19 protein-coding genes are annotated in these 19,426 nt (G+C 40.7%); 17 read left to right on the forward strand and 2 right to left on the reverse strand.

Annotation, left to right across the window (positions count from 1 at the left end; genetic code table 11):
* The first annotated feature begins 1 nt into the window (after position 1).
* From AAEZ00_RS09250 to AAEZ00_RS09285, 8 genes are all read left to right on the forward strand, one after another.
* Complete coding sequence (locus tag AAEZ00_RS09250; protein ID WP_233768523.1) at positions 2-361, forward strand: DUF411 domain-containing protein; 360 nt, start codon at positions 2-4, stop codon at positions 359-361.
* Positions 345-518 carry a DUF411 domain-containing protein gene (locus AAEZ00_RS09255; RefSeq protein ID WP_351088591.1) on the forward strand — a complete coding sequence of 58 codons (174 nt, stop codon included), beginning with the start codon at positions 345-347 and terminating at the stop codon, positions 516-518. The genes AAEZ00_RS09250 and AAEZ00_RS09255 overlap by 17 nt, the downstream gene beginning before the upstream one ends.
* Positions 519-560: 42 nt before the next feature.
* The gene (locus AAEZ00_RS09260) at positions 561-899 is read left to right on the forward strand and encodes a copper resistance protein B (RefSeq protein WP_233768521.1); all 339 of its coding nucleotides are present in this window, start codon (positions 561-563) and stop codon (positions 897-899) included.
* The gene (locus AAEZ00_RS09265) at positions 896-1,318 is read left to right on the forward strand and encodes a copper resistance CopC family protein (protein ID WP_351077725.1); all 423 of its coding nucleotides are present in this window, start codon (positions 896-898) and stop codon (positions 1,316-1,318) included. Before AAEZ00_RS09260 ends, AAEZ00_RS09265 begins: the two co-directional genes overlap by 4 nt.
* Positions 1,319-1,333: 15 nt before the next feature.
* Positions 1,334-2,230, forward strand: a complete 897-nt coding sequence (locus AAEZ00_RS09270; RefSeq protein ID WP_351077728.1) for a CopD family protein — start codon at positions 1,334-1,336, stop codon at positions 2,228-2,230.
* A 75-nt stretch (positions 2,231-2,305) separates the two neighbouring features.
* A complete protein-coding gene (locus tag AAEZ00_RS09275; RefSeq protein ID WP_124013753.1) occupies positions 2,306-2,749 on the forward strand; it encodes a YybH family protein in 444 nt (147 codons plus the stop codon).
* Positions 2,750-2,978: 229 nt separating this feature from the next.
* Positions 2,979-3,941 carry a sensor domain-containing diguanylate cyclase gene (locus tag AAEZ00_RS09280; RefSeq protein ID WP_124013740.1) on the forward strand — a complete coding sequence of 321 codons (963 nt, stop codon included), beginning with the start codon at positions 2,979-2,981 and terminating at the stop codon, positions 3,939-3,941.
* Positions 3,942-4,201: 260 nt separating this feature from the next.
* The gene (locus AAEZ00_RS09285) at positions 4,202-4,870 is read left to right on the forward strand and encodes a glutathione S-transferase (RefSeq protein WP_164839481.1); all 669 of its coding nucleotides are present in this window, start codon (positions 4,202-4,204) and stop codon (positions 4,868-4,870) included.
* 356 nt (positions 4,871-5,226) lie between these two features.
* On the opposite strand, the gene AAEZ00_RS09290 is transcribed toward AAEZ00_RS09285, so the two are convergent.
* Complete coding sequence (locus AAEZ00_RS09290) at positions 5,227-5,982, reverse strand: hypothetical protein (protein WP_124013739.1); 756 nt, start codon at positions 5,980-5,982, stop codon at positions 5,227-5,229.
* Between the two features lie 594 nt (positions 5,983-6,576).
* Here AAEZ00_RS09290 and AAEZ00_RS09295 point away from each other — a divergent pair.
* From AAEZ00_RS09295 to AAEZ00_RS09315, 5 genes are read left to right on the forward strand one after another with little or no spacing between them, the layout of a single operon-like run.
* On the forward strand, positions 6,577-6,867 hold the full coding sequence (locus AAEZ00_RS09295; RefSeq protein ID WP_124013738.1) for a BufA1 family periplasmic bufferin-type metallophore: 291 nt from the start codon (positions 6,577-6,579) through the stop codon (positions 6,865-6,867).
* Between the two features lies 1 nt (position 6,868).
* Complete coding sequence (gene bufB, locus AAEZ00_RS09300) at positions 6,869-7,699, forward strand: MNIO family bufferin maturase (protein WP_351077734.1); 831 nt, start codon at positions 6,869-6,871, stop codon at positions 7,697-7,699.
* Positions 7,696-8,445 carry an HvfC/BufC family peptide modification chaperone gene (locus tag AAEZ00_RS09305; RefSeq protein ID WP_351077736.1) on the forward strand — a complete coding sequence of 250 codons (750 nt, stop codon included), beginning with the start codon at positions 7,696-7,698 and terminating at the stop codon, positions 8,443-8,445. The genes bufB and AAEZ00_RS09305 overlap by 4 nt, the downstream gene beginning before the upstream one ends.
* On the forward strand, positions 8,442-8,936 hold the full coding sequence (locus AAEZ00_RS09310; RefSeq protein WP_233768519.1) for an RNA polymerase sigma factor: 495 nt from the start codon (positions 8,442-8,444) through the stop codon (positions 8,934-8,936). The genes AAEZ00_RS09305 and AAEZ00_RS09310 overlap by 4 nt, the downstream gene beginning before the upstream one ends.
* The gene (locus AAEZ00_RS09315) at positions 8,933-9,562 is read left to right on the forward strand and encodes a hypothetical protein (RefSeq protein WP_124013734.1); all 630 of its coding nucleotides are present in this window, start codon (positions 8,933-8,935) and stop codon (positions 9,560-9,562) included. Before AAEZ00_RS09310 ends, AAEZ00_RS09315 begins: the two co-directional genes overlap by 4 nt.
* Before the next feature lie 396 nt (positions 9,563-9,958).
* Here AAEZ00_RS09315 and focA read toward each other — a convergent pair whose 3' ends face one another.
* The gene (focA, locus tag AAEZ00_RS09320; protein WP_124013733.1) at positions 9,959-11,548 is read right to left on the reverse strand and encodes a formate transporter FocA; all 1,590 of its coding nucleotides are present in this window, start codon (positions 11,546-11,548) and stop codon (positions 9,959-9,961) included.
* 956 nt (positions 11,549-12,504) lie between these two features.
* Here focA and AAEZ00_RS09325 point away from each other — a divergent pair.
* From AAEZ00_RS09325 to AAEZ00_RS09340, 4 genes are read left to right on the forward strand one after another with little or no spacing between them, the layout of a single operon-like run.
* Positions 12,505-16,557 (forward strand): response regulator, encoded by a 4,053-nt coding sequence (locus tag AAEZ00_RS09325; RefSeq protein WP_124013732.1) that lies wholly within the window; start codon positions 12,505-12,507, stop codon positions 16,555-16,557.
* A gap of 1 nt (position 16,558) precedes the next feature.
* Positions 16,559-17,389: a CheR family methyltransferase gene (locus AAEZ00_RS09330; RefSeq protein ID WP_124013731.1), complete on the forward strand. Its 831-nt coding sequence runs from the start codon at positions 16,559-16,561 to the stop codon at positions 17,387-17,389.
* A gap of 3 nt (positions 17,390-17,392) precedes the next feature.
* Complete coding sequence (locus AAEZ00_RS09335) at positions 17,393-17,974, forward strand: chemotaxis protein CheB (protein ID WP_124013730.1); 582 nt, start codon at positions 17,393-17,395, stop codon at positions 17,972-17,974.
* Between the two features lie 2 nt (positions 17,975-17,976).
* Positions 17,977-19,047 carry a diguanylate cyclase domain-containing protein gene (locus AAEZ00_RS09340; RefSeq protein WP_124013750.1) on the forward strand — a complete coding sequence of 357 codons (1,071 nt, stop codon included), beginning with the start codon at positions 17,977-17,979 and terminating at the stop codon, positions 19,045-19,047.
* Positions 19,048-19,426 lie beyond the last annotated feature (379 nt).

Genomic DNA, 19,426 nt, shown 5'->3' on the forward strand with positions numbered 1-19,426 from the left:
TATGTCTGCTACATATCACAACTTAGTCGTGTTTTATCGTGTTATTGGATCTATTCTTATGATGCAAATAATGGGATTAACGTTATCTGTCCAGGCTGCGGAACTCGACACCACAGCCCCATTACTCACTGTCTATAAAGATGCCAATTGTGGCTGCTGTGAGAAATGGCTGACTCATATTAGTGAGCGCGGATTTAGTGTTAACGCCCACAATATTGACAACCTTTATGAGTTTAAACAATCAAAGGGTATTCCTACATCTATGCAATCTTGTCATACCGCAGTGTCATCTCAAGGTTATGTGTTTGAAGGCCATATTCCGGCAAAATTTATTAGTCGTTTTTTTGGCAACACCACCTAAAGATGCTATCGGCCTAACCGTGCCGGCTATGCCTGTGGGCAGTCCTGGTATGGAGTACCAAGATAAATTTATGCCATACCACGTTTTACTGATGAAAACTGATGGCATTAGCCAAGTTTACGCCCAAGTGAATACTCTTGAGGAGTCTGTAAAATGAAATCTAAATATATGATAAAGCCAATTATTCAAACCATAGATAATGAACCTAACAATAGCCGACGCCGTTGAACGGTTAATTACTCAAAAGTTGATATTAACACCTGAGGTAGAAATTAATTTATTTGGTAATGATGACGCAGAGCTTGGGATCGGTTCTTGCGTATCAGATGTGAGCGCAGGATTACGACTGAGATACGAGAGTTTGCTCCTTATATCGGTATTGTTCGGCGTCAGAAACTCGGTATTAGCGCCGATTAGGCTCGAAATGAAGGGGAAGATACACAAGAAACACAGTTGGTTATTGGGTTTAAAGTTTGGTTTTAAGCCATTATTTAAGTACGTTTTTTCGATAGTTAAAACACAAAAGGAAATATTATGAAGTTATTTAACAGCGCATTAGTTGCAACCGGTCTATTTTTGAGCGGATCAGCATTGGCTCATGTCGGGTTGAGCGATTCTATGCCCGCTAACGGATCCATGGTGAGTCAGGCCCCAACAACACTTCAACTGACCTTTACTGCTCCCGTGCGTTTGGTCAAATTAACAATGCAAGATGAAAAGCAGCAAAGCATACCGCTAACATTACCATCAAGCGCGACCAGCCAAGAGGCGTTTTCATTCTCCCTACCAGCATTAAACGCAGCTAATTATACGGTTAACTGGATGATCATGGGTGACGACGGCCATAAGATGAAAGGCAACATGAGCTTTATGCTGCACAATGCTGGCATGAACACTCACAGTGCAACACCTATGTCGATGGATCACGACACAAAAGAGCATACTGAACATCAATAATTGGATACGTAAATCATGATATTAACCGTATTTGAAATATCGGTATTGATGTCAAAATGGGTTATATATCTTAGTGTTGCCGCCGTTATTGGCGGCACATTGATGCAACATCTCATTAAGGCTCAACCTAATCTCAGAATTAGCGTTGCTAAATATATCGGTTTAGGTGCCGCTTTTGGATTGTTGGCCGTTGGTATAAATTATTTTGCTCAAGTCGGTTCTTTTGCTGAAACAGGATTGATGGGAATGTTTGATGCGCAGATGCATGCTTTCCTATGGCCAACTCAAGTAGGTGACACAGTCTTTTGGCGTTTAATTGGTTTTGGTTCAATGCTATTAGCAAGCTGCAGGATGTTGAGTAAAAACAATAATATTAGACATTTGTCGGTTGCAATATCTATCATCAGCACCCTGTTAATTGCTATCACGTTCACTTTTATTGGACACAGTGCAGAACTGGGATTGATTGCCCAAGGGTTGATACTGATACATGTATTAGTTGTAGCAAGTTGGATAGGGGCTTTTTATCCGTTATGGAAACTATGCAATATCGATGACAACATCGTCATACAAAATGTCATGGATACATTTGGTCGTATAGGCATAGGGATTGTCATTCTAGTGTTGCTTTCAGGCATGGGAATGGTGTGGATGTTGTTTGATAGTCCCACTGAATTACTCAGTTCAGATTATGGTATAGCGGTCACCATCAAGCTAAGTTTAGTCGCTATAATTTTGCTTATTGCGGCTTGGCATAAATTTATTTTAGTGCCGAATTTAACTATTTTTACAGCACCACTCGCCAAACGAAAGCTACAAAAATCGATTGGATTAGAAGCATTAGTTGCCCTGATTATATTAGCCACAACAGCAATACTTTCGAGCGTGCTAGGTCCTATTAGCCTTGGATAATCGCTATAAATTAACAGAGAGATAATAATGAAAAATAGACCTGTAACAATATTATTAACGGGCTTGATATTACTTATATCGACAGGGAACAGCAACTTAACGTTTGCCCATGGTGATGAAACTCACGCCATTGAGAAAAGTGAGTTTGTCGGTGTTGATTCAGCTGCGGGTAAGGTCGTTAAACAGTTTCATAATGCCTTACAAACAGGGAATGAAACCCTTATTAGGCAATCATTAGCTGAAAACGTCCAAATTTTTGAGGGCGGCAAAGTAGAACGATCACTTGCTGATTACGCCAGTCATCACATGCATGCCGATATGGCTTACTTAAAAAGTTTATCGATTACGCTCAAAGAACATCGAGTTACCATAACGGGTGACATCGCTATTTCAACTGCAATCAGTCACGCACAAGGAGAATATAAAGGCAAAAGTGTTGACTCAATAACCATGGAAACCCTGGTATTAGTCAAACAAGTTGATGGTAGTTGGAAAATTACCCACGTGCACTGGTCGTAAAGGTACAGATTTCATTATGTAGATAAAGGATTATCTTGAGCTACTTTGTCGGTGCTCCCAAGCAAACCACAATGACTCATATTATGCTAAGGCATGATACTTTATGGAAAAGGACTTCCAATTTTTACTATTGATTTATAGTGACCTAATGTAAATGCGTTGGGATAATTATTCGCGTACGAATTTACTGATATACTCAAATTGAGTATACAAAATTAAGCGGATCACTATGATTAAACCAGAAGTTCCAAAGAATGAAGCAGAGCGATTACATGCGTTGAGAGCATTAAAAATTCTTGATTCTTCGCACGAAGAGCGTTTTGATCGTGTTACTCGTATGGCTAAACGTATGTTTAACGTATCCATTTCACTTGTTAGCTTTGTTGACGAAGATCGCCAATGGTTTAAATCCAAGCAGGGAATTGATGCTTCCGAAACGCCTCGCGATATATCCTTTTGTGGACATGCCATTAATCAAGATGGATTATTTATCATACCAGACGCTTCAAAAGATGAACGTTTTTTTGACAATCCTCTTGTTACAGATGCTCCAAACATTCGATTCTATGCCGGTTATCCTTTAAATCTTAGGCAAGGAATAAATATAGGTACTTTATGTCTTATTGATTCTAAACCTAAAATCCTTAATGAAGAAGACCAGCAGTTGCTTAAAGACTTAGGGACTATGATTGAGCAAGAAATTGAATCTATTCAACTTGCTACGTTGGATGAATTAACCTTGATTTCTAATAGGCGCGGTTTTTTGACTCTGGTTAATCATAGTTTAAAAATGTGTCGACGTAATAAAGTGCCAATGTCATTTATATTATTTGACCTAAACAAATTTAAGGCAATTAATGATGAGTATGGCCACCATGAAGGCGATTTTGTCTTAACCACGTTTGCAAACATAATGCTTGATTCATTCCGTGAATGTGACGTGATCGGTAGGCTGGGTGGAGACGAGTTTGTTGCGATGCTCAGTGACTCTGACGGGGTAAAGGCTGATTTAGCGTTAGCGCGATTTTCTGCCGCGGTGAAAAGGGTAAATGAAACCTTAAATAAGCCATACCAAATTGAGTACAGTGCAGGTGCAATGCATTTTGAACATGATACGGATAAGTCAATAGAAGAGATGATCCAAGATGCGGATGCAGCAATGTACGAAAACAAAAGAGGTAAGGTTGGATAGATTGATAGGGGCTCGTGACGATAAAACATATTTTATTGAACAATGATGTCTAGTCAATTTTATAAGCTCAGCAGACGAACCAACATCATTAATATGAAATGATATTGCTCTGCTGATCAGTCGAGTGCTGATCAGTAAATATTTAGTTCCAGGGTTATATCGTGACGTTAGAAATTTAATAGGGGGAGAGGCTATTATGCGTATATTTTGCTAATGAATATCGTTAAAGTAAATAATTCCTATCGGCGAATTGAGCGACGATGAACGAAATAATGGCATTACCTGTACTCTATTCTTTAAGAAATTGCCCCTACGCGATGCGGGCTAGATTGGCCATTTATGCATCTGGCCAACAAGTTCAGCTGCGCGACTTAGTGTTAAGTAATAAACCGACTGAGATGCTTAACCTTTCGCCTAAAGGTACAGTCCCTGTTTTAGTCACCGCAGATAACCTCGTCATTGATGAAAGTCTATCTATCATGCAGTGGGCATTTTCGCAAACAGACCCTGATGATTATCTTAATAAAGCAGCGCCGAACGCTATTACTGATATGTTGGCTGTTATTGCGCGATTTGATAATGAGTTTAAGGGACATTTAGAACAGTATCGCTGCGCTAAACGTTACCATGAGCCGTCACTCATTAAAGATAGGCAGCAGTGTGAACGATACCTTGCTGATCTAGAGTCACGCCTTTGCCTGCACTCATATTTAATGTCTGACACCCCCAGTTTAACTGATTTGGCATTAATGCCTTTTATTCGTCAGTTTGCCCGAGTAGAGCGGCAATGGTATTTACAATCTCCCTATCCAAAATTGCGCCAGTGGCTTAATCACTATTTACAGAGTCGAATGTTCAGCAAGGTGATGGCGCAATATCCAATGTGGTTAGACTCAAAAGAAGACGTTGTTTTTGGAGACAGTCTGTAGCGTTGGCTTGGTCATTTAATCAATAAATCAGGGCTCTATTGTTACAGACTCGTTATCAATGTCTTTGATATTGCCTAATCTATTTTGAATTGCAAAGTAAACGGATTTTGCAAGATAATGAATTAACATTTGCCTTTAGCCCGATTAACCATTTCATATCTTCAAACTTGGCATTAAATTGGATGTCAGCTAAAACGGTGATGAAGGATGGCAAGTGTTTGAAGTCAAGACTTTTGGATTAGAATAATGAACTGATGCGATCAACTCAATCTGTATACAACAGGCAGTATAATGATGAAGGGTATAACGCATATTTCATTGTTGAAGACCCTACCTGAGTGGGGTCTGCGATTCTCCTACATGGAAAGATCTTCACGCCATTCGTACAAGGCGTAGTGAGTCGACTCAAAATGGGATGCCCAACGTTCTAAAGTTTGTTTGGCTTTATCTTCGCTACCCAAATGCATTGCCAACATTTTGGCAAAACCAGTCTCAGGGGGCTCCATCTCGGCATAACTTTTATAAGGCACGGCTAACATAAGCACGCTGGCGCCACCAACACTAGACTCCCACGACCATGAATAAGGCCATTTTTGCACTTTTGCCGCCTCACTCAATATTTTTTTGTCTTCTTCCATTGCGCGCCAGTGACCTTGCTTCACCGTATAGTGCGTTACCCCCACATATTTATAGGTTAACTCATCTGCCCATTTACTATTGTCCATGTCCATCATCGAAAAATAGTGTTCATATTTATCGACTAATTTATCGACATTTTTTTGCCAATCGGTCATGGGATCTTTATCTTCACTCCACTGGCGATATTCGTCAAAACCTTGCCAGCCAAAGCAGCAAGAACGAATAACGTAACGGTCTAACTCATCTCCTAACACAGGCACATAAACGCGCCAGCTGCGAGGATCATTGAGTTCAGCTCGACGTGCCACATGTTTTTTGAAGGCCTGTTCAAATTCCATAGACTTTCCGTCTTTGGGCGTCATTATCCAAGAATCTGACAAGCTTTCTTTGGCCCACGCCAAAGGAGGCAGCAGCATGACCCCTACGATGAGGGCGATGAATAGAGATGGAAACCATCTTTTCTGTATATTCATTTGTTGGTTCCTTAAGAAGTTAATAACAGCAAAGCGAGTATCAATACGCAGCAGATTACAACTTTTGAAACGTATCCTGTCGATTAAAGATAGCAGGTTGAAAAATCACCAACCGGAGTGGGTTAGACTAAATTAATATAACTATGCTGAATTATGGAAGGATTGGTTATATGTTTTAATGTTATTGACCTATATGTTCTTAAGGACTGGTAGCGGAAATACGCTAGCCAAATTAGTTGCCACTTTTACCATTATTATTAATTTTTTAGCCGCGTTGTTAGGCCAAAATTCGCAAAAAAGTCAGCGAGCTCGCACAATTAAGTCCATTAATTAATGGTTGGTACTAGGCTGTTATTGAGTCGCACTAAAAATCAAATATATTGGTCATGGCACGGCTGTTTAATCCAGAACAGGCGATAGTGCTAGGATAATTTCCTTAGTTTACAAGATACGCATAGGAAGCTATTTATAAAGAGTAGCGATAACTCGTTGTAAATTAAAAATTCACAAATGCAATCAAAAACGGTTATCAAACGTCTGACTAATTGAAAGCAATATATTTTTGTATTGCTCACCGTGAAAGGGAAAACTCAAATGAATAAACAAGCAAGAGTAGCGAGCTCAATAGCAGGTATCTTAGCTTTAGGCATGTCAGTGACGGCGAATGCCGTTCCGGATCAACCTAAACAATGGGAAAAATGCGCAGGTATTGCAAAAGAAGGTAAAAATGACTGCGGTTCATTAGACGGCAAACATGGTTGTTCAGGCCAATCAACGGTTACTAATTCGGTTCAGGAATGGGTTTATGTACCCGAAGGAACGTGTGAAAAGATCACTGGCGGAATAGTGGCTAAAATAAAACCGGCTAAAACAGAAAAATCATAACATGATGCAATTACCAAAGGCTGCTGGCGTTGGACTAAGAACACCTCATTTAGATGTTGTAATAAGTGAGCGTCCAGTTATGCCTTGGTTCGAATTATTGGCTGACAATTGGCTAGCTAGTGGTGGTTTAGATAGTTACGTTTTGGCGCAAATCTCAGAGCGATATCCAATTGCATTACATGGCGTGAATTTATCGCTTGGTAGTCTCGACCCCTTGGATTTTGACTATCTTGGTAAAATTAAAGCACTCATATCAAAAACCGGTGCGTGCCACTATTCTGAACATTGCAGCTTTTCCGGTGTTGCCACATTACGCACTCCGGATTTATTACCAATGCCTTATACCCAAGAAGCTTGCGAGCATTTGTGTAACCGTATTCAAGTCGTTGAGGATTTTTTAGAACAAACCATCCTACTTGAAAATGTATCTGGGTATATCGAATGTCAACAGAGCATCATGACTGAAGGCGAGTTTATTTGCCAGGTTGTTCAGCAAGCTAATTGTGACTTATTACTTGATGTAAACAATCTATACGTAAACAGTGTTAATCATCAATTTGATCCGATCAGTTACTTACAACAATTACCTATAAACCGAATAAAGGAAATACATTTAGCCGGTTTTGAACGTAAAGACGGATTTTTACTCGATGGGCACAGTAGCCCAGTATCCAACGAAGTATGGGCATTATACAAGAAAGCTCTGGCATTAACGGGCCCGACACCAACACTCATTGAGTGGGATAACAATATCCCGGTTTGGTCGGTACTTATGTCCGAAAGAAACAAAGCTCAGTTATTGCTCGAAACAACCCCAAAGGTGCATGCATGACATTACAAGTATGGCAAGAGCAGCTAACTAGGTATGTGCAACCGAAAACGGACAATGCCCTGCAAGCTTCGCCTCAAATATTGACATCGACTTATGCTCAAAAACGCATGGAAACCTATCGTGGTAATTACACCTCGGGACTCGTGAATATGTTGTTTATTAGCTACCCTCAGGTTGCTAAGCTAGTCGGAAATAGTTGTTTTACCCAATTGGCGACCGATTTTGTTAAACAAACATCTTTTACGCAAGATAACATTGACCAATATGGGAATACCTTCCCTGATTTTATAGAATATTGCCTTACTCATCATAAAACACTAGCTTCAGTGCCGTATCTTGCCGATGTCGCACGATTAGATTGGATATGCATCCAGAGCTACTATGCAAAGCCGCGAGAGATTTTTCAGTTTGATGCCTTTGGACAACTATCGCAACAACAACAATTATTGTGTAAATTTAACTTGGTTGATGACATCAACCCACTTATCTCCGTGTGGCCACTAGTTGATTTGTGGCGATTTTATGACCAAGACTTGCCACTGGCTTCTATTTCTAAGGGACGAGGCGATCCTCTCGTTGTGCAACGGCCACAATACAAGCCCATGGTTTCCGCTATTACCAAAGATGATTTTTTATTACTTAAAGATATCGCCCAAGGTATTGCTCTAGATGATATTTCACAGCGTGATGAAACTGCCTTGCCGCGTTATATTGAGCAAGGCTGGATTGGTGGATTTTACCTATGACGATGCAACTGAGTCATGATGAATTACAACTGCTTTACCGCTATTGTTTGGCCCTAACAAATCACAATGCAGATGCTCATGATCTGTTGCAAAGTGCATTAGAAAAATGGGTAAAAAAAACCAGTGAGCAAACTTTAGGAATGGGTTACTTGAGGCGCATTATTCGTAACCAATTTATTGATGATTGCCGTCGTAAGAATAAGATCGTTTTTGCTGAGTTCAATGAAAATATCACCACCTTAGAATCTACGACTTCGTTCGAGCAAATCCTGATAGATAGTGACGATATAGAGCATTTACTTAAGAGTTTTAATGTGGCTGAGCGTGAAACACTTTTCCTTTCGGCGGTAATGGGATATACCGCCACTGAAATAGCTGAACAAACAAATGAGCCACGAAGTACGATACTTTCTAGGTTACACAGAATAAAGAAAAAAGCGGTCGTCATTGCAGATAAAAGCCTGCCCCCACAACAAGGAGAAAGCAAATGAAAAAATCCTTGAAGCAAGCAACAAAAGATCACTACAACCAGCAAAATTTAAGTGCGGCGCAGCTTGGCTCATTGAACGCGATATTATCCACATCAGAAAATAACAGTGAGAGAAATATAGATAGTCAATTATTTACGATTAAACATAGTAAGAAGCAGAGCCGTTGGCTAGCAATAGCCGCGACGTTTTTATTGGGAATAGCGGTCACTTTTTATATGCAGATTGAAAATTCGACTTATGGTGTGCAATTAGCGCAAGAAGTTGTGGCAAATCATGTTCGTTTACGACCGCTAGAAGTAAAAAGCGATAGTTTTGCAATAGTGAGTTCTTATTTTACTGAACTCGACTTTAATCCGGTTCAATCAGCAGCGACCGAGCTGAGCGGCATGACAATGTTGGGAGGACGATATTGCTCTATAAAAAGCGAGATTGCAGCGCAACTTCGCTATCAAGATAAACAAGGTAACATGTTAACACTCTACCAAGTCGGCTTTGACGCCGAAAAATTTGGTGATATTCCGGCTAAAGAAAGTGGCGAAAAACCAACAACATATAACGTTAAAGGTTTTCACGTAACACTATGGACTGAGAATGGATTGTTGATGGCCTTAGTGCAGCCACTATAAACAAGGTTAGTTTCCAAAATTGGTTTGAGGAATGTGAAGTTGTTAAAAGAAGGCCGTTGAGTGACTTTTCGATCAGCCTAAATACTGTGTCGTATTGAGTACCCGGCAAATCATTGAAGGTGAACATTCAATTCAATTCCAGTTATATACCGCGATGTAGAATATTACACTAAATGCATCACCAACGTTGCCAATCCAGTCTCAGACTTTACTGCTCGTTGACATCAAGACCCGCTAATCTATTTTGCATATAAAAAGGCTAGCGATAACGCTAGCCTTTTATTGGTATACCTAACCTCAACTCGGGGCAAGATAAGTAAATAACTGTTTTAGAAGCCTTTATTATCCAAAACTAAAGCTGCCTAGGCAAAGTGTTAGCTCGATCTTGTTACCATACTATGCTACTGATTGTTGCTCAACAGGATGTGAAATACCATCGTGCTTTGGGCTATAAAGCTTCGAGAACATCTGCATCAGCGCTTCGCGACGGATAACCCCACATAAACGACCATGCTCAACCACTGGGTAATTACTTGGTACCGTCGCAGATGCATCACGCAAGCGCTCTTCATAGCTCTGGTAGCCACCGCTGATATACATGCCCGAATCCGTCACAGGAAATAGTTTTTTCTTATCAACCACCATAAACTCAAGCAGTTGAGCAATTTTATCTGTAGGTGCCACGGTGAGCATCTTGGTTTGCATGATATCTTTCACTGAAATCGGCAAATCGGAAGCAAACTCCTCAGACCAAAGTGAGCGAATTAGATCTTGTTCCGACACAAATCCTAATAGCAGATTATCATTGTCGACCACTGGCGCACTGCGAAGGTTGTCTTTCGCTAACAGCGTAAGCGCCTGATAAATAGTAGTATCAACTGAAAGGGTGGTCGGTGAGTTGTCCATTAATTCACTAACGATAAGTTTTTGGATTTTATTTTTCATGGCTAAGTCCTCTTGACTTGGTTGATATTGAGTTTGTGAAGCATTACTTGAGTGTTGAAACTGTTCTGATATTGACTCGTTTTGTGCGTGACCTTGTGTAATAGGATTAATGTGTAGCGATGGCACCTCGTCAGTTACTTTTGCATTGGTGTTATCTATCCAAAAATAACCTAGGCCTACAAATACCGCGCCCCCTAGAATGTTGCCCAGCGTCACCGGAATAAGGTTATGAAGTACAAAATTACTAATAGTAAGGTCCGCAAAAACTTGTGGCATGACTCCCAAAGCAATGAAGTATTCATTCCCCGCAAAGTTTTGAATGGCAATTCCGAGCGGCACCATAAATAAGTTGGCAATACTATGCTCAAAGCCGCTGGACACGAACATCGCCACCGGCAATATAAGCAGTAACGATTTAGCTAAAGCGTCTTTGCAACTAAAGGTCATCCAGACACCTAGGCACACGAGCAAGTTACATAAGGTTCCAAGGGCAAAAGCCTGACTCCAATCATGGTGGATCTTGTGTTGTGCAACATGTAGTGCATTGAGCCCCCATTCATTACCATCCATGGCATACATTTTCGACATCATTACCAATCCCAGTATCAGCATTGCGCCACAGAGATTGCCAAAATACACGCGCATCCAGCAACCAAGCAACTGCTTGGTCGTAACCCGTTTTTGTGCCCAGGCAATGGCGCTTAATACGGTACTGGTAAATAGTTCGCCACCAAGGACAACAACGAAAATGAGTCCTAGGCTAAAAGCGATACCACCACTAAATCTGACTAAGCCCCAAGAGCTCTGTGCTGAACCCGTCGTAACCGTAAGATAAAAGACAAATGCCAGCGCAATGAATGCACCTGCAAATACAGAGAGAGCAAATGACTGTCCAAAGTGCTTAGTGACTTTAGCTTGTCCATATTCAGCCGCTTTTTCAAAAGGACTCATAACAGCTGATTTATCAACCACGGCGAGATGACTTATCTGCCTTGCAGTTAATAGTTGTGGGTTCGCCCCTTGGGCGTCAGCCCCTCTCATAACGCCTTCCACAACGTATTACTGACGCCAAAGGGAGGGGGGTTCACATATGCTATATACATTGATAACTCCTTGAATGTGTTTGTTGAGTTGTTAGTGCCAGTTCAGAATACAGAATAAAATGCAAACAAATATTGAGACTTTTTTAGGTAATGTATCAATTAAATTGATAGCGCAATTGACACTGTTTTGGCTTTTTGGGCTAGGCCAATTCGACAAATGCTCATGAATGAAAATACATACGCTGACTTCACAGTAATGATAGATATGAGACCACACGCGCCCTCAAACCTAGCCATACAGTGAAAACAAAAAATTGATACTAGGTATCAATTTTTCAGGCCGCAGAAGGGGAGTTGATTTTAAGAGAATTTAATAAATAAAAATATTGTGCGTGCTTAACATCCAAACGGCCTAAATGGCATATCATTCACCTGTTATTGCAACATTAACGCTGGTTCCGCCAGTGTCAGAAATCAACAAATTAGGAAAAAGTTGTAAAACCGAATGATAAAACCCGAAACCATAAGGGTGGATCATTAATTGATTTGAAACGATAAGACTGGATCATAATAAGACATAATCCCTAAACGCAAACTGGTAAATAAATAGGCCTATTAGTGCCAAAATAGAAGTCACCCCTAAAACCTGAGATCACGCCAGTATTTAAGGACGTAGTTAATCTGCTATCTTGCGGCTCACCGCGTCGTGTTAAATACCCTTGGCCAGATCGAGCTTGTAAAGTAGCGATAACAGGATGAGTCGCCGCAACAGTGCTGATTTCCAATTAATTGCGATAGTTTTTTGGACTCCAATAACATCTAATTCCGATTAAATGGTTTGAATATCGAATTTTATAATCAAGGTCACACTGTATAATTTGTTTTTTGATTCAAAAGGCAAAATGATTGAATATGTCGCCATATTAAGAAATACGATTATATTTTGGAAAGTTAATGATTCGCTTAGTAGATATTCGCATTCGCCCTAAGATAATGAGCATGCTGGTGATCTTTGCTGTGGTCCCAATGATTGCCACAGCCATTTTCAGTGCGCGGTTAGCGTCAGACGCCTTAATTGAAAAATCTTTTCAAGAATTAAATGCAATACAATCGCTGCGTTCCACCTCTATCGACACCTTCTTTAAAGAGCGTTTAATTAGTTTAGATACGCTTGCCAGGACAATAAGGCTGAAAGAGTTCATTCAGAACATGGATGAACGTCAAGTAACCACTAAAGATGATGACAGCTCTTTTTTTGAAACTTTTATCAGCAATTATGATTATGATGACTTTTTAATTTTAGATCCTAAAGAGGCAACCATTCTATTCTCTATAAAAGAGAAACCGCGATTAGGTTCATTACTTGCCACTAATAAGGGCAATGACCCTGCGCTAACGCAAGCTTGGAACAAGGCGATTACTAGCGGTGAAACTGCATTTTCTGATTTCGATTCAAGTAATACGCTTGGCCAACAAAAAACGGCCTATTTTTCTAGTCCTGTACGCGATAGCCGGGGCAATATCATTGCCGTTGTCGCGGTAAAAATATTACCCAGTCTGATTTCTAATATTGTTGATTCACGTGTCGGTCTGGGGAAAACTGGCGAATCGTATCTTATTGGCGAGAATCCGCACTCTACTAAAATTGAGTTCCGCAGTGATCTTGCCACTATGGGGAATGGCAGGTATGTCGTAGGCTTTAGTTTCGACAAAGATTTAGGCTACTGGACGGATGCAAAAAACGCCAGAGAAATAGGCGGGCAAAATACCTATATAGACAGTGCTGGTCGCTCGGTGCTTGTGATTTATACCCAGCTCAACGTCCCCGGATACAATTGGCATCTGATCTCTAAAATCAATGAAGATGAAGTCACCGAGCCGATCTTTTTTCTTTATCAGGCAATATTCGCTGCAGCAGCGATTGTCTTTTTTATTATCAGCTTTATCGCTGTTAATTTTTCCCGTTCTGTCACTGATCCGCTTATCCACAGCATGAAATTTGCGCAGGATATTGCAAAAGGAACATTGAACACATCTTTAGTGTTAGACCGGGGGGATGAGATCGGTGATTTAGGCTTGGCACTCAATAATATGGCCGAAAAGCTGCGTGAGCTGGATTGGATTAATTCAGGTAAAGAGAGCCTCGATAATCAACTGCGCGGTGATCTGCAACTCAGCGATCTTTCAAATTTGTTTATCTCTTTTTTCAGCAAACATATGAACGCGCAACTTGGCGCTTTATATCTGTTAGACCAAGATATTTTAGTACTTAAAACCAGTTATTCGTTTACGGACAGGCAAGGTAATTTTAACCAGATCCGGCTGGGTGAGGGCATGGTAGGGCAAGCTGCACTTGAGAAAGAGATCCTTATATTTTCCGGTGTAGTTCAAAATGCGCCAGTATTAAATTATGGGGTGGGTGAGGTGACGCCCAGTCATTTTATGGCAATACCTCTGGCGGTAGATGAACATTTACTGGGTGTTGTATTACTTGGCTCTATTACACCCTTTAGCGCACTGCAGAAGACATTCGTCAGAGAAGTGATTGGCAGTGCTGCCATTTTGTTTAATGCTGCCAATGCCCGTCTTGAGATCAGCTCACTGCTTGAGCAGGCGCAACATCATCAGGAAAGTTTAAGTAAATCTAACCATAAACTGAAACAACAAACAGAAGCGTTAATACTTTCTGAGCAAGCTCTGCAGACCCAACAGGAAGAGTTGCGCGTTACTAACGAAGAGCTCGAAGAGCAAACCAAAGTACTCAAAGAATCTGAAACTGAGCTGCAAGCGCAGCAAGAAGAACTGCGCGTCACCAATGAAGAATTGGAGGAACGCACCAAAGCACTTGAAAGCCAACAAATTGAGATGCAGGGGAAAAATGATCAGCTTTATTCCGCGCAACAAATAGTTGAAGAAAAAGCAAAAGAGCTCGAAATTTCAAGTAAATATAAATCCGAATTTTTAGCGAACATGTCCCATGAGTTAAGAACACCATTGAATAGTATTCTGATACTCTCGCAGTTATTTGCCAATAACAAAGATAATAATCTGACTAATAAGCAAATTGAATCTGCCAATGCAATCAACTCATCTGGTGCAGATTTGCTTTCATTAATCAATGAGATTTTAGATCTTTCTAAAGTAGAAGCTGGCAAAGTTGATCTGCATATTGAAGATGTCAGTTTTACTGCTATTGAATCTGATATTAGCCGTTTATATCAGGATATGGCGGCAGATAAGGGCGTAGACTTTCAGATAAATTTAGCCGACAACCTTCCTGATACTATACGGACTGATTCTCAGCGCCTGCAACAAGTTTTACGTAATCTATTGACCAATGCATTTAAGTTTACCCATGAAGGTGCTGTAACGCTTGATATAGCTCGGCCTTCAGCAGAAATCGCTAAAAAGTTGCACATGCCTTTGCATAATTTAGTGGCTTTCTCAGTAAAAGATGACGGTATTGGCATAAAAAAAGAGCAGCATCTTGCTATCTTTCAGGCCTTTCAGCAGGCCGATGGAAGTACTAGCCGCAATTATGGTGGGACCGGACTTGGCTTGTCTATCTCTAAAGAGCTTACCCATTTACTCGGTGGTTCAATTGAGCTGCAAAGTGAAGAAGGTAAAGGTTGTACTTTTACCGTGTTTTTACCCCTTGAGTACCAAGCGAAAGGCGCTTCTGCAGAAAATGTGCCTAAACTTCTAGCACCCAAGATTCATGAATCTCGAACCTCTAATTCAGAGGCCGCAGTTATTTCTGTTGCCGCAGATATACCCAAAATTGCAAGCTATGTGGAGGATGACAGACAATCTATCATTTCTGATCCTGCTCCTGAAGATAGAACGCTGCTGATTATCGAAGATGACCGAGCTTTTGCCGGCGTTATGCGCGACTTTGGCCGTGAAAGAGGCTTTAAATGCATCGTCGCGGAAACCGGTGAAACCGGCCTGCACTTTGCCGATTATTATAAACCGAGTGCCATTATTTTGGATATTGGTCTGCCGGGTATCGACGGGTGGACAGTGATGGAACGCCTTAAAGAAAATCCAAGTTTACGCCACATTCCGGTGCATTTTATGTCAGCCAGTGATAACAATCTTGAGGCGATGCGGATGGGCGCGATTGGCTATTTAACCAAGCCAGTCGATATCAAAAAATTAGATAAAGCCTTCGCTAACATTGAAGGTATTATCTCTAAATCAGTCAAACGACTACTTATTGTTGAAGACGATGACATTCAGCGAGCAAGCATTAAGCAGCTGATTGGTGAAGACGATCTAGATATTGTTGCTGTTTCAACAGGGAAGCAGGCGTTAGATGAACTCGAAAGAAATCGTTACGACTGTATGATCCTAGATCTTGGGTTAGAAGATATTAGCGGCTTTGAGTTACTCGAAGCGATAAGACGCAGCGAAACGGCTGCGCGAGTCCCCATTATCGTCTACACCGGTAGAGATCTGACTGCAGCCGAAGAAAAAGAGCTTAATCGTTATGCCGAAAGCATTATCATTAAAGGTGTTAAATCTCCAGAGCGGTTATTAGATGAGTCAGCCCTGTTTCTACATCGGATTGAGGCTAATTTGCCGGCTGAACAGCGGCGTATTTTAAAAGCCGTGCACAATAAAGAGTCAGTGCTAAGTGGTAAAAAAGTGCTATTGGTTGATGATGATATGAGAAATGTTTTTGCTCTTTCCAGCATTCTAGAAGATAAAGGCATGGATATCACCATCGCACGAGACGGTATGGAATGTCTTGTTAAATTAACAGAAAATCCAGATGTCGATATCGTACTCATGGATATAATGATGCCTAAAATGGATGGTTATGAAGCGATGCAACAGATCCGCATGCAGAGAAAGCATAACAACCTACCCATTATTGCACTCACTGCAAAAGCGATGAAAGGTGACAGAAGTAAATGTATTGAAGCCGGGGCTAGTGATTATCTTACCAAACCCATCGATAGCGAAAAGCTCCTGTCAATGATACGAGTCTGGTTATACTAATATGAATGATATAACAAATGAACAGCTGGAAATTCAGCTTCTGCTCGAAGCCATTTATATAAAATATGGTTATGACTTTAGAGAGTATTCTCTTGCTCACACCAAGAGAAGGTTGGAGTATCGTTGCGGCATAGAAGGAATAAAAAATTACGCAGAAATGCAGCATAAAGTGATTCATGATGCTAATTTTTTTGAACAACTCTTATTGGATCTGTCCATCAATGTCACTGAAATGTTTCGTGATCCCTGGTTCTATAAAAAAGTAAGGGAACTGGTGATCCCACATCTACACACTTACCCCTTTTTAAAAATTTGGCATGCTGGTTGCTCTGCGGGACAGGAAGTCTATTCGATGGGAATTATTTTACACGAGGAGTCTTTGAAAGAGCGGGCGCAGGTGTATGCGACCGATTTTAATGAGTCCATTTTAGAAAAGGCGAAAAAAGGGATCTACCCAATGGATTTAATTCGCCAGTATAGCGCTAACTATCAGGCTGCTAATGGTAGCGCCTCATTTTCGGATTATTACACGGCAGATTATGATCATGTGATCATGAAAAATGTACTGAAAGATAAAGTACTTTTTACTCCTCATAATCTGGCAACCGATGGTGCTTTTGGTGAGATGCACGTTATTTTTTGCCGCAATGTTCTTATCTATTTTACCCGAGAGTTACAAAACCGAGTCTTTAATCTATTTTATGATAGCCTAATACCTGGCGGATTTTTATGCTTAGGCTCAAAAGAGAGCCTTAGATTTGCAGACATAGCTGATAAGTTCGAATTGGTTTCAGAACCAGAAAAAATCTATCGAAAAAAACGCGGGAGATAAGCCATGAGCTGTAATAATATACATTATAGAGCCGTGGTTATTGGTGCGTCAGCCGGCGGATTAGCGGCTGTAGGCGCAATACTTGCTGAACTAAAATCAACTTTCTGCATACCGATATTATTAGCGCAACATATCAGCCCGCATGTTGAGAGTCACTTAGCCACTCACTTTGCAGCTAAAACGGCTTTGGCTGTCAAAGAAGCGGAAGATAAAGATCCGATTAAACGCGGGAGCTTATATATTGCGCCGTCTAATTATCATCTTCTTGTTGGGTTTGATGGTTGTACCGCACTTTCAATCGATCCCCCGGTTAACTACTCTCGCCCTTCCATTGATGTGCTGTTTGAGAGTGCAGCTGATTACTTTGGCAACGAGTTAATTGGCATTATCCTTAGCGGCGCAAATTCAGATGGCGCGGCAGGGCTAAAAAAAATAAAACAACGGGGTGGGTTAACGGTTGTTCAGTCTTTAGACAGCGCCGAAGTAAAGACTATGCCACAAGCAGCAATAGAGGCTGCCAATGCAGACCATATTCTTTCTCTGAAAGATATAGGTCACTTTTTAAATACTATATGTGAATGTTAACTATGCTAGCACCCCCTAAAATTTTGATTGTAGATGACCGGATAGAAAATCTGATTACATTAGATCATCTTCTCTCTGAGTTTAACGTAACACTTATCAGAGCAACTTCTGGAGAACAAGCGCTAGCCCATACACTCGACAATGACTTTGCTCTGGTACTGCTAGATGTAAGGATGCCGACGATGGATGGTTATGAAGTTGCTGAATTGATGCGAGGGAATAAGAAAACCCGGAATATCCCGATTATCTTTATTACTGCAGAATCAAGTGCTGACGCAAACATATTTAAAGGCTACCAATCCGGAGCCGTTGATTACCTAGTTAAACCCCTTAATGCCGACATCTTCAGCAGTAAAATCAGCGTTTTTCTTCAGTTATATGAACAAAAACATGCACTGCACCAAAAAAACATAGAATTCGATCATAAGCTAGCCGAGCTGGAAGAATTACAGCAACAGCTTGAAGAAACTAACCAACAACTGCTAATGCTATCAACACTAGATGGTCTTACAGGACTGGTTAACAGAAGGAAATTTGATGAGATTTTCTCTGATGAGTGGCAAAGAGCATCCCGATCTGCAACCGCAATGGCGGTGATCATGATGGATATCGATTGTTTTAAAATGTTTAACGATACTTTTGGTCACCAGCAAGGCGATAATTGCCTACTTAGCGTGGCGAGTACGCTGAAAGGGATGGATCTTAGGCATCTGGACAAAATAGCGCGTATCGGAGGAGAAGAGTTTGCCGTTATTCTGCCGGAAACAGACTCAAATGGTGCGATGCTAGTTGCAGAGCGTATTCGAAAAACCATTGAAGCGCTTAAAATCCCTCACAGTAAAGCATCTGGTAATCCCTGGGTTACTGCAAGCTTTGGGGTAAGCTCGATCATTCCGCATCGAGGATGCAATCCGAGGGTACTGATGGAAACTGCCGATAGGGCGCTTTACGAGTCAAAGCATAAAGGCAGAAATTGTTGTTCTGAAAAGCAGATTATTGACGCTAATATTGTCTCGATTGAGCTTGACGCTGAGCCGATGATAAAACAAAAAAGATTAATTGTAGCCATATAATAAAGGCTTTACATCCTTTGTAGATGTTTATTTTATCGGTGTTGTCGATAGCATTTCCCTACCTTGCCGGTATTTAATTTGTTATATCAGCAGCACAGCTGTCGGTGGTGCATTTGCTGCAGATTTTACAATAAAAGTAGGCTTTTTCAGTTCTAATGCGATATTCCCGCATATGCATTTCTTGTCTCATTTGATTTAGAAACGGACTTTTGGTCATCATAAGAGCTCACAATAAAATGGTACGGATATACTATTATTAATTTTTGATGATGTTCGCAGTAATATTAGATAAATAGTACGCGCTTATACTTTTATAAAACATAAATAACAATTAAAAACAAGTGTTTACTCTAATGTCAAAGTAGAGTGTAGGTTTGAA

The organism is Shewanella sp. S1-49-MNA-CIBAN-0167, assembly GCF_040310145.1.
Lineage (GTDB): Bacteria > Pseudomonadota > Gammaproteobacteria > Enterobacterales > Shewanellaceae > Shewanella > Shewanella psychromarinicola.

What these genes read in the sequence shown, in the direction of transcription:
- AAEZ00_RS09330 (WP_124013731.1), top strand. Translation starts at nt 16,559, where the DNA reads ATGAATGATATAACAAATGAACAGCTGGAAATTCAGCTTCTGCTCGAA.
- AAEZ00_RS09315 (WP_124013734.1), top strand. Translation starts at nt 8,933, where the DNA reads ATGAAAAAATCCTTGAAGCAAGCAACAAAAGATCACTACAACCAGCAA.
- AAEZ00_RS09260 (WP_233768521.1), top strand. Translation starts at nt 561, where the DNA reads ATGAACCTAACAATAGCCGACGCCGTTGAACGGTTAATTACTCAAAAG.
- AAEZ00_RS09280 (WP_124013740.1), top strand. Translation starts at nt 2,979, where the DNA reads ATGATTAAACCAGAAGTTCCAAAGAATGAAGCAGAGCGATTACATGCG.
- AAEZ00_RS09270 (WP_351077728.1), top strand. Translation starts at nt 1,334, where the DNA reads ATGATATTAACCGTATTTGAAATATCGGTATTGATGTCAAAATGGGTT.
- AAEZ00_RS09335 (WP_124013730.1), top strand. Translation starts at nt 17,393, where the DNA reads ATGAGCTGTAATAATATACATTATAGAGCCGTGGTTATTGGTGCGTCA.
- AAEZ00_RS09285 (WP_164839481.1), top strand. Translation starts at nt 4,202, where the DNA reads ATGAACGAAATAATGGCATTACCTGTACTCTATTCTTTAAGAAATTGC.
- AAEZ00_RS09305 (WP_351077736.1), top strand. Translation starts at nt 7,696, where the DNA reads ATGACATTACAAGTATGGCAAGAGCAGCTAACTAGGTATGTGCAACCG.
- AAEZ00_RS09325 (WP_124013732.1), top strand. Translation starts at nt 12,505, where the DNA reads ATGATTCGCTTAGTAGATATTCGCATTCGCCCTAAGATAATGAGCATG.
- bufB (WP_351077734.1), top strand. Translation starts at nt 6,869, where the DNA reads ATGATGCAATTACCAAAGGCTGCTGGCGTTGGACTAAGAACACCTCAT.
- focA (WP_124013733.1), bottom strand. Translation starts at nt 11,548, where the DNA reads ATGAGAGGGGCTGACGCCCAAGGGGCGAACCCACAACTATTAACTGCA.
- AAEZ00_RS09295 (WP_124013738.1), top strand. Translation starts at nt 6,577, where the DNA reads ATGAATAAACAAGCAAGAGTAGCGAGCTCAATAGCAGGTATCTTAGCT.
- AAEZ00_RS09250 (WP_233768523.1), top strand. Translation starts at nt 2, where the DNA reads ATGTCTGCTACATATCACAACTTAGTCGTGTTTTATCGTGTTATTGGA.
- AAEZ00_RS09265 (WP_351077725.1), top strand. Translation starts at nt 896, where the DNA reads ATGAAGTTATTTAACAGCGCATTAGTTGCAACCGGTCTATTTTTGAGC.
- AAEZ00_RS09310 (WP_233768519.1), top strand. Translation starts at nt 8,442, where the DNA reads ATGACGATGCAACTGAGTCATGATGAATTACAACTGCTTTACCGCTAT.
- AAEZ00_RS09290 (WP_124013739.1), bottom strand. Translation starts at nt 5,982, where the DNA reads ATGAATATACAGAAAAGATGGTTTCCATCTCTATTCATCGCCCTCATC.
- AAEZ00_RS09340 (WP_124013750.1), top strand. Translation starts at nt 17,977, where the DNA reads ATGCTAGCACCCCCTAAAATTTTGATTGTAGATGACCGGATAGAAAAT.